Source organism: Fulvivirga kasyanovii, assembly GCF_009711405.1.
Taxonomy (GTDB): domain Bacteria; phylum Bacteroidota; class Bacteroidia; order Cytophagales; family Cyclobacteriaceae; genus Fulvivirga; species Fulvivirga kasyanovii.
The window spans coordinates 1-12,567 of sequence record NZ_SMLW01000472.1; the positions used below are offsets into that span (position 1 = coordinate 1).

The window sequence follows — 12,567 nt, forward strand, 5'->3', positions numbered from 1 at the left end:
ACCTAAAAAGGAACTTCTTGAAGAAGCTTAAAAATAGATTAAAATATTACATCTGTTCGTGAGTTAAAGTTTTTATCTCATTAAGGTTGTCTAAATGGCGTTAAAAATGAAAAGAAATCTTACTACCGTATTAATTATACTGTTGGCTACAATGGCCTTGTCAGCGCAAGTGCCAAAAGATTACTATTACATAGTTCCAGGTACTATGAGTTACCGGCTGGATGGTTCTTCCAATCCTCCGTTAATGCCATATTCAGATGAACCGGGAAACAAAAGAGATACCTTGGTCAGGGGCACTTACTATGGCGCAGACAATGGAGGTGCTATGACTGGGTTTAACTCATCCCAATACAAAGACTTTACATTTTTCAGACACCCGACAGATCCTAATTGGATCACTGATCCTCACCAGGTTGATATTTTACCTAATTCAGGTAATAATGGATACAACCAGGGAAATAACAAATGGTTGTTAAATTATCGTATTGCATATCCTACTGATTTTGATTCTTTAGGGACTGACTTAAAACCGCTTATTGTTTTTATGCATGGTGCAGGAGAAAGAGGAGACTGCTGGGGCGGAAACTGCTACGGAAAGGGAGATCCCAGAATGTGGAATAATGATCACAGTTTGCAACATGGTGGCCGTCAGCACCTTGAAGCCATTAATAGAAATTCGTCTGACCCAAGGCACTGGCCTGGCTTTGTAGTGTTCCCGCAAAATAAAAATGGATATAACCCCGGTCCAGGGTTGGAGACATGGACAGGAAGGGTTATTGCCCTGGTAGAACAACTGATAAAAAAGTATCCCATTGATCCGAACAGAATTTATATACACGGCCTATCTGAAGGAGCGCAGGGCACATGGATGCTGATCAATTCAAGACCTGATCTATTCGCAGCGGCTGCCCCCATGTCAGGTCATAGAGACCACGGCGCCTTTGATACAGATGTAGTATCACCTGATACCACAATGATCCATATGCCTGTCTGGCAATTTCAGGGAGGAAGGGATAACAGGCCCAAGCCATCATCGACTGAACAAAAGCTCAATAAGATCCGAAATCTTGGAGGAACACCTCGCTACACCCTCTACCCTACCCTGGGTCATGGTGTTTGGAATACGGCGTATGCAGAGCCTGACTTTTTCTCCTGGTTTTTATCGTATAGCAAACTGACCATTCATGGTTATTACGGTGTGAAATCTGTTTGTGAAGGTGATGAAGTTAATGTGAGGCTAGGTATATCAAAGGGTTTTGACGAATATGAATGGCGAAAAATAAAGGATGGTGTTACCACTGCTATGGCTCCATCTCCTGAAAGGGACAACGAAATTATAGCCGATGATTTTGCCAGCTATCAGGTAAGATTCAGAAGAGGCTCTCAATGGACTGAGTGGTCTGAGCCATATACTATTACCGAAAAACCACGACCAACTGCCAAAATCATAGCAGAAGGAAGTACTGCTTTACCAGGATTGGACGGCAGCACAGAGGTAACCCTATCTACAAATGAACCCGGTATCTATTACGAATGGTATAAAAACGGAGTTTTGTATGCTGACGATTCTACCCTGAATGCTATTACGGTATCTGACCCCGGAGCCTATTCATTAATTGTAAAGGATGAAGGTCTGTGCAAAGGATTTGAATCTAATAAAATATATGTATCCAATCAGCCTTATTTAGGTTCTTTACCCGCTGCCCCGGATAATTTACATGCTTCCGCCAGCTCTGCTACTTCTATCAATGTCTATTGGCAGGATAAATCAGATGATGAACTGGGCTTTGAGGTTTACAGAAGTACCGATGGTACTAATTTCACCTGGGTAACCACTACCACGGCCAACAAGCTCATGTATGCTGATACGGCACTGACCAGTGAAACAACATACTACTATAAAGTAAGAGCGTATAACACCAATGGCCCATCTGATCCTACGGCAGTTGCATCAGCAACCACCTTGACGGATAGTCAGAAGCCTACCGCTCCCGGCAATTTCAAGTTTGACAATTTTGCATATACAGAACATCGTATTAACGTTACTGCAGACAATCTTGCCGATGAATATTTTACTGTCCATACAGACCAGGTAGTATTGTCATGGTCTCCTTCTACTGATAATGTAGGTGTTACACAGTACAAAGTTTACTTCCTTGATGGCACATTGGCTGCTACAACATCAAGTACAACAGCCACAATAAGCGGGCTTGAAAAAGAAAAAAACTACAGTTTTTATGTAGTGGCGTATGACAATGCCGGTAATGCTTCCAGTCCGAGCGGTAGCGTTTCAGTGACCACCGTGCTGGAGGGATTATATTTTAACATGTTCGCAGGAGGTACATGGGATGTCGTCAAGGATTTTTCTGACTGGGCACTACATGCCAAGGGCGCTCATCCTAATTTCAAAATATCCATTAGATCAGATTACACGGAAGACGATGACTATTTTGCCTTCGACTTCTTTGGCTACATATATATTACAACAGCCGGCACTTATACTTTCTCGACCATATCCGATGACGGTAGTCAGCTATGGATTGAGGGAACAAAAGTTGTAGATAATGATGGGTTACATGGAAATGTTAAAAAAAGTGGTAATATTTATCTTGAGCCTGGCGCATACCCAATAACAGTTAAATACTTTGAAAGATCAGGCGGAAATAACTTACAAGTTTATTATAAGGGGCCTGGAATTAGTGAGAGACAAATTCCTGACAGTGCATTAAAAAGTGGTAACAAACCAACTTCGGTACTGCCAGATGCACCCACCAATTTAACAGCAACCGCAGATGCTACAGAATTTTTGGTTGATCTGGATTGGGACTATGAATCTACTGATATAGTAGTTCTGGGGTCTTCTACCGCCAATGGGGCTGAGGTTGCCACAAACCAGAGCTGGGTTGAAAGGCTGGATAGTGCCATGACAGCTAACAACGCCAATTACACGTTGACCAATCTTGCCGCAAATGCACTGAACACCTATCATGTCAGAGAAACCGGCACCAGTGGAGGTGGTTTTACGGCTGATCCCGATCATAATATTACCGCAGCCCTGGCACTGAACCCCGACATCATTATTGTAAACCTGCCATCAAACAATGTCGCAGAAAATATAGATGCCTCAACCACAGTCGGACACTATAGTGAATTATTTAGCTTAGCATCATCGCAAGGTGTAGAAATATTCTTCACGACTACCCAACCAAGAAATTTCAGCAGCTCAAGTAAGAGGCACCTTCTGGAAACAGAGGCAGACGCCGTGCGAGCTGCATTTGATGAAAGGGTGATCGACATCTATGATTATTTGACCGATTTCGGCAATGACAATCGTATAAAGACTCAATTTGACTCCGGAGACGGCGTTCATTTAAATGGCTCTGGTCACTATTATATCTTTACGGAAGTTCTTAAAACCGTAGGACCTTATATGCCTAAATTTGAGGTATATGCCTCTACGGCCGGTTCAAGCTATGAGATTGTACATACCACCGGTTATGGAGAAACGGCTTTCAGGCATGATGAACTGACTCCAAGCACAAACTATGCTTATCAGGTCAAAGCAGTTAATATCTACGGGGCATCTGGTTTTTCAAACACTGCAAATGCTACAACACCCGCAGACGTGGTTGCACCTTCTGTTCCTCAAAACCTATGGGTAAGAGCCAAAACTGATACTCAGGTTGCCTTGTCGTGGGATAATTCAGTGGACAATGTTGGTGTAACAGCGTATATTGTATCTTATGGTCTGGCTTCAGAAGGCAGCGGATCACGAACCAGTTCCACTGCACGAACTCAGGCAGAAACGGTTACTACTACCAGTAACGGTGTTACCATTGAAGGATTATCACCGGAAACCGAATACACCTTTACGGTAGCCGCCCGTGATGCAGCAAACAATACGTCCATAGACAGTGATCCCATTACGGTTGAGACACTTAGCGACAGCCCGCTTCCTGTTGAATTCATAGACTTCTCCTACTCAATCGAAGGAGCTAATGTAAACCTTAACTGGACAACAGGCAGTGAAATTAACAATGAATATTTCTCCGTTGAGAGAGCCGTAAATATTAATGATTTTACTGAGATAGGCAGAGTGGATGGTTCCGGTACTACCACAAGTGCTGTAAACTATGAATACGTCGATTCCAAACCTTTGAATGTGGCTTATTACCGCATTAAGCAAGTGGATCTGGATGGCAATTTCAGTCACTCAAAAGTGCTTAGGGTAACACTTAAAAACAGCTTTGAGGAACTTACAGTTTATCCTAACCCGACAAGTCCAAATAATATCAATATTAAAGGTTATATGGCATCGGAGTCAGACAGAGTGAATATTAACTTCTATGATGTAATGGGTAAAAGCTCACTATTTATAGAAACTGATCCTAATACTTTATTGGAAGGACTAACTATTGACGCCAGAAACAACTTGCATAAAGGTGTATATATAGTTGTGATTTCTGACGGAAATAATAAATCACAAAAACGCGTTATTATCAGATAGTATGACAGACCAATATGATCTGATCATAGTTGGAACCGGTTTTGCATCTTCTTTTTTCCTGAAGTCTTACTTGGAAAAAGCCGGTTCCAACAAAAAAATCCTTGTTCTTGAAAGAGGAAAATTCCACCCTTACACAGAAAGACTAGCCTTAAAACGCGGCGAAAAGGAACTGCAAATAAAGAAGGCAGGCCAAACATACTCTACAGATGCCGGCAAAATATGGGTTTTTGATCCTAATTTCGGAGGCAGCTCTAACTGCTGGACGGGATGCACACCACGCTTCCTGCCTAATGATTTCAAATTAAACACATTGTATGGTGTAGGTCAGGACTGGCCTTTATCTTATGAAGATATTGAACCTTACTACATTGAGGTAGAAAAGATAATGTCCATTTCCGGACCAGAAAAGACACCGTTCCCAAGAAGAGGCCCTTATCCCCTACCTGCCCATCAACTCAGCACGGTGGATAGTTTGCTACAGTCACGATACGGAGACCTGTATATCAGCCAACCTACCGCACGGGCCAGTAAGGCTGTTGGTAATCGCGGAGCGTGTTGCTCCAGCTCGGTTTGTGATCTGTGTCCGGTTAACGCTAAGTTTACAATTGAAAACGGATTGGGTCATATTTATGAAGATCCAAGGGTAACTATAAAATACGAAGCCCAGGTTATTGGGCTGGATACAAAAGAAAACCTGGCAAAGTCAGTTCACTATATTCAGGATAACTTTGAAAAGAAGGCTGATGGTGAAACTATTGTATTAGGAGCCAATGCTGTTTTTAATGCCCACATACTTCTCAACTCAGGAGATGCAAACCCTAATACTGGAGCAGGAATCTGTGAACAGCTCGGGGTGTTTGCCAGGTTGTATTATAATGACTTGGATAATGTTGGTGGTAGCTCTATTATATCGGCCAATGGCTATATGATGTATGATGGGGAACACAGGAAAAACCATGCAGCATGTATAATCGAAAGTTTTAATACCCCTTTCATAAGAAACGAGGCAGGAAAATGGAGGAAGCTTTCCATTTTCAAGTTTATATATGAGGACTTACCTCAGAAAGAAAACAAGATTGCGCTGTCAGAGGATGAAAGAAAACCTAAAGTCATTTATAACTCTCACTCTGAGTATGCACAAAGAGGTATAGCACGGCTTCCTGAAGATATCAATAAATACTTCGGGTTCCTGCCCATCGAAAAAGTAGAAATCGATGATTATAGTCAAAAAACTGAATTTCATGTTTGCTCCACAACCAAGATGGGGTTAAATTCAGAAGACAGTGTCATTGACAAGAATATGGTTCACCACAAATACCGGAATGTAGTGGTTTTAGGAAGTAGCTCATATCCTTCGATCACTCCTTCCAACCCTACGTTGACTTTATCTGCACTTTCTTTAAGGGCTGCTGAAAAGTATTTGCTATGACAGATAAAACAAGAAAAATATCGCGGAGAAGATTTCTATGGATAGCCTTTCTGGCTATTTTGGCCGCCATAGCAGGTACCGTCGCTATTCTGGATTTTAATACTGTGGTGATCAAAATGCTGAAAAAAGATCTGACACATTTGAAAATTGATGAAAGTAGCTTCGAAACCTTTGTTAAGGAAGCTGATCAAAAGGGACATTGGCAAAGTAAATTTTTTGATTGGAAAAAGAAGCAAATAGTACGTTTCAGCTTTATGGTAGATAGCATTTTGCCAACTTTCCCGTACAGATACAAGTATGTGCAGTACCGTAGTGATATAGTTGGTGATTTTCTGCTCTCTACCGATTTTTTTATCAACAAAATGGACACGGGCAAAACTGTAACCTACATAGGTTTATACAACCCCTATTTGCGTCCCTGCTCCAATCCTTTTTCTAATTTATACTATCCTCAACAGGCATGAGCAGGAAGGAAGGCTACCTCAACTATATTCACTTGTTCAGAGGGTTTGCCATTTTAATCATTGTTGGCATACATTGCCGTATATCTTTCAGATGGCCGGAAGACTCTATATTTAAGGATATATTTATTACACTGCTGGATAACGGCACGGTTTTATTCGTATTTATTGCAGGCTTTCTGTTTCAGTACCTTAAAGGCAAGTTTGAATATTCTTCTTACCTCAAGAGAAAGGCCAAATATGTAGTATTACCCTATATTATAGCCTCCATACCGGCGATCATCATTGACCTGTACTCTTCAGTTCCCCCTGTATGGATGCCGGAAAATTTAGTTGACCTGCCGAAGATAATCCAGGCACTCTACATGCTGGCCACCGGTAAACACCTGGGCCCCTTTTGGTTCATACCAATGATCATCATTTTCTATATAATATCTCCTTTATTGTTGAAGTTGGACCGACCGGCTTTCTATAAGTATATTTTTCCTGTACTTTTTATAGCAGGGTTATTTACCTACAGGTTTGGTTTCTTTTCGAATACTATAGATTCCTTTATCCACTACTTGCCCGTTTACATTTTCGGAATGGGTTCGGCACGGTACAGGAAAGGATTAATAAACTTAAAAACGTCGTGGGCGGTTTTATTGGGTGCAATCTATTGTATTATAGCTGTGTTAGAGGTTATTAATGTAATAGATATTCCGAAACTAAGTTCTTTTGAAGAGGCCCGCATAGCCCCATATTTGGCTTTCAATTTCTCCAAATTAAAAGTTAGTTTGCTGTGCATTATCTTACTCAGAGGCTTTTATGTACTTAACCGGGACAGTGCCATTTTAAAAGCTCTGGGAGATTATAGCTTTGGTATTTATTTCGTTCACCTTTACGTGATTACAGCCTGTGAAATGGCCATGGCACAAATTCATCCTGATTTTAAACTTGGTCCACTCACGTTTTTGTTTTATACCATGCTAGTCACAGTGCTTTCTATCGTTGCGGTAATAGCGGTAAAGAAGGTATTTCCCAAGTACAGCAGGCTGCTCATAGGCAGCTAATCAAAACTTCCTGTAAAAGGCATGAGTAGCCAGATCCAGCATTTCCCTGTCCCCTCTGCTATCTCCATATACATGAATCTCAGAATAGTCCCCAATGTTAATATTGCGCTGTATCCTGGCTACCTTTTCGGGTCCATAGCAATTTCGTCCAAGAATCTTTCCTGTTATGCTGTTATTTTTGACCTCAAGATTAGTAGCTATTATTTCTACGCCCTGCTTATCGGCCCAGGGCTTAACCCAGTTTGCAGCTGAAGCACTCACTATAACTACAACATCTTCCCGTTCAATGTGTCCGTTGAATTTATCCAGGGCTTGCTTCCTGATCATTTTAGGGATCAGTTTCTCAGAGAAAGCCTTACCTTTTTCATTGAATTTATCGATGGGCTCTCCTTTAAAGAAGTAGGTCAGCACGTATTCCTTCGCCCTCCAGTTAGGTATTACCTTCAGCTTGTACAAAACCAATAAAGGCGACAGCAACATAAAACCCAGATAAAAGCTTACAGTGCCCCTGTAGAATTTTATAAATTCAATAAAAGTATCTTTGGTCGTAAGGGTACCGTCAAAATCAAACAGCGCTAATTTTTTCAAAGCTTCAACCTTTTGAAAATTGGTTCCGGAATAGATTTGATTATAGCCATGATCAACCACCATATACCTAATACATAGATACTATTGTTCTTTTTCCTGGCAGCTTTAAAAATAGCATTAGCCACTTTTTGAGGTTGTGCTGTCAATGGAGCCGGTAGTTCCAGGTGCTCAGTCATTTTGGTATCCACAAACCCCGGTTTTACAGTCAGTACATGTACATTATGTTTAAAAAGCCTGTTCCTTAACCCGGCAAGATAAGCAGTGAAGCCTGCCTTGGCGCTTCCGTAAAAGTAGTTGCTCTGCCTTCCTCTATCTCCTGCTACAGAGCTTATGCCTATAATCGTACCCGTGCCGCTTTCTTCATAGCTATTCGCTACAATATTAAGTATGGAAACCGCAGCCTTATAATTCGTATCCAGAATATTCTGGCACTCCTCCAACTCCTTTTCTGCCTTTTCCTGATCTCCAAGGTAACCAAAAATACAAATAGCTACATCTGGTGTACCGGGCAGGTCATTATAAAATTTCTGGTGGGACAGGTAATCGAGCGCCTCAAACCTAAAATACTCTACGCTGGCTTCATGCCTTATTTTAAGATCTGTAGCAATATCCTGCATATGTTGCACATTTCTTCCGGCAAGCCATACCGTATATCCTTCCTTTGCATATTTATCAGCCAGAGCCTGGCCAATATCTGAGGTTGCCCCTAGTAGTAAAACTGTTTTCATCTGGTTATTGAAAGTCTGTCTGATTGCACTGATTTGAACTCAGCATTTGGATTATATTTATTCACAATATCTCTGAACTCGGCCAGTCGAGGATATGAGCTATGAAAAAACTCTTTGCTCATACGGGCATCTTTAGTAAGATATATGCGCCCCCCACAGTCCTGAACTACCTTATCCAGTTCATCCAGAAATTTGAGCAGGCTACCGGTCAAGGGAAAGTCCAGGGCCAGCGTGTATCCTTCTTCCGGAAAAGATATGAGATCATTTTGCGGACCAAAAACTTTGAGAACAGAAAGGAACGACCCTTGTTTTTTTTCTGCGATCTTATTCATAATTAGCTTTAAGCCTTCCACCTGATCCAGGGGCAGCACAAACTGATACTGCAAAAAACCCGGCTTGCCATACATTCTGTTCCAGTTCTTTATATTATCCAAAGGATAGAAAAAACCATCATAATGCGCAATGCTTTGCTGGACTTTTCTGAAGTTTTTATGATAGTAAGCAAAATTAAAAAGTTTAATGCTGTACTTATTTAAAACAAAGGGCGGAAAGTTAAAGGGAATATTCAACCCCGCCTCCGTATGCACTTTAAGCGGCTCTTTGGCCTTTCCTCCTTTAAGTTCAGACCTTTCGGTATGCTCCCCAAGCATCAATATGCTTCTTCCAAACTGTTTTCCTCTGGCAAGACAATCGACCCATGCCACCGAATAGGTATACTCCTTATACTGCTCAAACAACACGAGTAATTCGTCCAGGTTTGCAGCTTTAATCTGCTTTTGGGTTATATATGAGGTGGAAACCTTCTTGAGTTGAAACTTTACGGAGAGTATTACCCCTGTCAACCCCATACCTCCGCACGTGGCCTCAAATAGATCACTGTTTTCAGTTCGGGAACAGGTATAAATTTTACCATCTCCACATAAAATGGTAATACTCAGGGTATGTCTGGAAAAAGACCCCTCTTTATGGTGATTTTTTCCATGTATATCAGAGGCCACAGCCCCACCTAGTGAAACAAACTTTGTTCCTGGTGTTACGGGCAGAAACCATCCTTTTGGTACGGCAAGTTGAAGTACCTCATCCAATGAAAATCCTGCCTGGCACTCCATAATGCCATTCTCCACATCAAAAGAAATGACCTTGTTGTATTTTAGTGTTGAAATCACATTTTGTCCAAGAGAAGCGTCTCCATAACACCTGCCCATACCCCTGGCAATCCAATGCTTCTCCTCTGCACATAGTTTTTCAACCATGCGCGTGGTATCAAAAGACCTTACATTACTGGTCACCTCCGGGTAGTTCCCCCAATTTTTTAATTTTCTCTCCACCGCTCAGACGTTTAAAACATATATGATCAGGTAAAAGCTCAAGATCCAACCGACAAGAGTAAAGTGGATAAACCGGTCTTTATACAGAATCCTGGTAGGGAAACCACTATTGTTCTCCACCATAGTAATTTGTATATAGCGCATTACTCCTGCTATTACAAATATACTGGTCAGGTATAGATCATCCGTATTAAACTGCTGCTGAATATCATCGGAAAGCGTATAAATAATGTAGGCCGTAATAAGTATGGCTGAAAGCATGGTGAGCACCGAATGGATGTAATCAAGGTTATAATGCTGGCTTGACGCCCGAAGCACCTTCCCTGAATTCTTAAATTCTATAAGATCATCCCTGCGCTTGGCAAGCACAATGAACAAAGATAAAAGAAAGGTCATGATAATCAGCCAGTGCGACAAAGGTACATCAGCCACAACTCCACCTGCCACGACCCTTAGCACAAAACCAATGGAAACCAACATCAGATCCAGGATAGAAATTTTCTTTAATCCCAGGCTGTAAGCCACGTTGATCAACATATAGGCCACAATGATAAAAAATAGATTAATATTGATCAGAAAACTCAATGTAAGACTGGAAACCAGGAATATGGCATAAAGAATATATGCCGTAGTCATAGACACGGCTCCGGATGCCAGAGGGCGTTTTGATTTTTCCGGGTGGATTCTGTCCAAGTCAACATCCTTAATGTCATTTAGTACATAAACAGCACTTGCACACATGCTATAAATAGCAAAACCTGCAAATACCATAAGCAATTTATCAATATTAAAAACTTGTCCGGCAAAAAAAATCGGTATAAACAAAAAGCCGTTTTTAACCCATTGTCTGACACGTATGAGTTTTATTATAGCGCCAACTTTCCCCATTAATTATGCATTATTAATTTATAAGTAGTAAACTGTTCTTCTTCTCTCCCCCATACCAGCTCGGATCTATACCCGCGATCTTCATAAATGTCAAATAACTGGCCTACGTCAAATTGAGACCTGTACAGAATGGCCCGGGGTGGGTGAAAGATATTCTCAGAGAGATATACTTTCCCTCCCTTTAACTCACTTGCATTCTGCAATAAATTTATTGCTGTTTTTTGTTCTTCTTCAAGGTTTATGACTTCGGCATCTGTATGGTATCTCATATACCGGATAAATGAAACCGGCCCGTAAGAGATAATATAATCTTTTCCTGTAGCATTTGATATTAACCACCGTGATTTCTGGTAATAATAATCATACTGAATATCTTTTAGCAGATACATACCTCCCAGCCAATTGTTTAAAAAGATCAGAAACAAAAAACTGTAAATGATCCAGTGCTGACTTCTTTTAAGCGGTTCAATTAGTAAAGCTCCAAACAATATAATTATGGGTATTTGAAGCATCAGCCACGGTTCATTTGAGGTAGGATCCATCACCATCAGAAAGCCACCATAGAGCAGAACCCATAAAAACAGAACCAGCAGTATTCTAAACCTGGAAATTGAGAATGACCTTCTTTCTTTTATTGCATTTCCAACGAGCCAACCGAAAAGTACAATGGCCACTGCTAAAACTAAAAGTAAAAAGTATTTAATGCTTCCCATTTGCTGTGCCAAAAAAACCTCTTCTTCTATTACCTTATGCGGAAAGCCATTGATTATAAATGAGGTGGCCTCTTCAAAACTAAAAATCCAGAGTACGGACATCATATTGGAGGCTATAACAAGTACTGAAGCGGCAGGATTGCCAATAGGTTGATTGGTACCTCCGAACAGATACTCCAGAAAAGGCCCATTAGAGGGGATCTGGGTATGCACAACATAAAAGCTCCCTACAATGAGGAAAGCACTAAGGCTATAGTAAACAGCCAGATGGCTTATCTTCCGGTAATAGAGAAATAAGAGGGGAAACACCATGAAGAGAGGTATAAAATTGGGCTTATATAACAAAGTAGTAAAGGAAGCCAGCACACATAGTAGAAATACATGCCCAAATTTTCTTACATACTTATACTTCAGGAAAAGCCGTAAACACAACAAAATAAAGAACATGGACATTACATAAACCTCCGCTTCCACCGAATATCGCCAGTATTCGTAAGAAATAGCCACAAAAATGGTTACAAGCAGAGCGTTTTTCCCTTGAAATTTCAGTTGACTGCACAAAGTATCATAAAGCAGGATCAAAGTCATCGCTGAAAAACCAACACTAACAATGCACATGAAATTATATGCATCGATACTTAGCCCAAGGGAGGTAACGGCCTCATAACCGAGTTTAACGACAGGTAGAAAGAGCATAAACCTGGGGTTGAATAGTTTTGTATACTCGCTGTCGCGGATGTCAGCAGCATACCAATAACCATCATCAACCTCAGTTCTGTTATCTGGAAAAAATGTTAGAAAAAACACTGCCAGTAAAAGAAAAGAAGCCATATAAATTATAAATTTATTTATAGGCTTTGTTAGCTTCAAAGG

General features: G+C 40.9%; 9 protein-coding genes. 4 read left to right on the forward strand and 5 right to left on the reverse strand.

Annotation, left to right across the window (positions count from 1 at the left end; translation table 11 throughout):
• Positions 1-106 precede the first annotated feature (106 nt).
• From E1163_RS08525 to E1163_RS08540, 4 genes are read left to right on the forward strand one after another with little or no spacing between them, the layout of a single operon-like run.
• Positions 107-4,507 (forward strand): fibronectin type III domain-containing protein, encoded by a 4,401-nt coding sequence (locus E1163_RS08525; protein ID WP_185156023.1) that lies wholly within the window; start codon positions 107-109, stop codon positions 4,505-4,507.
• Position 4,508: 1 nt separating this feature from the next.
• A complete protein-coding gene (locus E1163_RS08530; protein ID WP_155171017.1) occupies positions 4,509-5,936 on the forward strand; it encodes a GMC oxidoreductase in 1,428 nt (475 codons plus the stop codon).
• Positions 5,933-6,400 carry a hypothetical protein gene (locus E1163_RS08535; RefSeq protein ID WP_155171018.1) on the forward strand — a complete coding sequence of 156 codons (468 nt, stop codon included), beginning with the start codon at positions 5,933-5,935 and terminating at the stop codon, positions 6,398-6,400. Before E1163_RS08530 ends, E1163_RS08535 begins: the two co-directional genes overlap by 4 nt.
• Positions 6,397-7,449: an acyltransferase family protein gene (locus E1163_RS08540; protein WP_155171019.1), complete on the forward strand. Its 1,053-nt coding sequence runs from the start codon at positions 6,397-6,399 to the stop codon at positions 7,447-7,449. Before E1163_RS08535 ends, E1163_RS08540 begins: the two co-directional genes overlap by 4 nt.
• On the opposite strand, the gene E1163_RS08545 is transcribed toward E1163_RS08540, so the two are convergent.
• From E1163_RS08545 to E1163_RS08565, 5 genes are all read right to left on the reverse strand, one after another.
• Positions 7,450-8,037 carry an HAD-IB family hydrolase gene (locus tag E1163_RS08545; RefSeq protein WP_155171020.1) on the reverse strand — a complete coding sequence of 196 codons (588 nt, stop codon included), beginning with the start codon at positions 8,035-8,037 and terminating at the stop codon, positions 7,450-7,452.
• Complete coding sequence (locus E1163_RS08550; protein ID WP_155171021.1) at positions 8,034-8,765, reverse strand: SDR family oxidoreductase; 732 nt, start codon at positions 8,763-8,765, stop codon at positions 8,034-8,036. Before E1163_RS08550 ends, E1163_RS08545 begins: the two co-directional genes overlap by 4 nt.
• Positions 8,762-10,093, reverse strand: a complete 1,332-nt coding sequence (locus tag E1163_RS08555) for an FAD-binding oxidoreductase (RefSeq protein ID WP_343033788.1) — start codon at positions 10,091-10,093, stop codon at positions 8,762-8,764. The genes E1163_RS08550 and E1163_RS08555 overlap by 4 nt, the downstream gene beginning before the upstream one ends.
• Positions 10,094-10,096: 3 nt before the next feature.
• Positions 10,097-10,981, reverse strand: a complete 885-nt coding sequence (locus tag E1163_RS08560; RefSeq protein ID WP_155171022.1) for a decaprenyl-phosphate phosphoribosyltransferase — start codon at positions 10,979-10,981, stop codon at positions 10,097-10,099.
• Positions 10,981-12,567, reverse strand: a 1,587-nt coding sequence (locus tag E1163_RS08565; RefSeq protein ID WP_221417963.1) for a hypothetical protein, incomplete at its 5' end; no start/stop codon positions are given. The genes E1163_RS08560 and E1163_RS08565, both read right to left, overlap by 1 nt.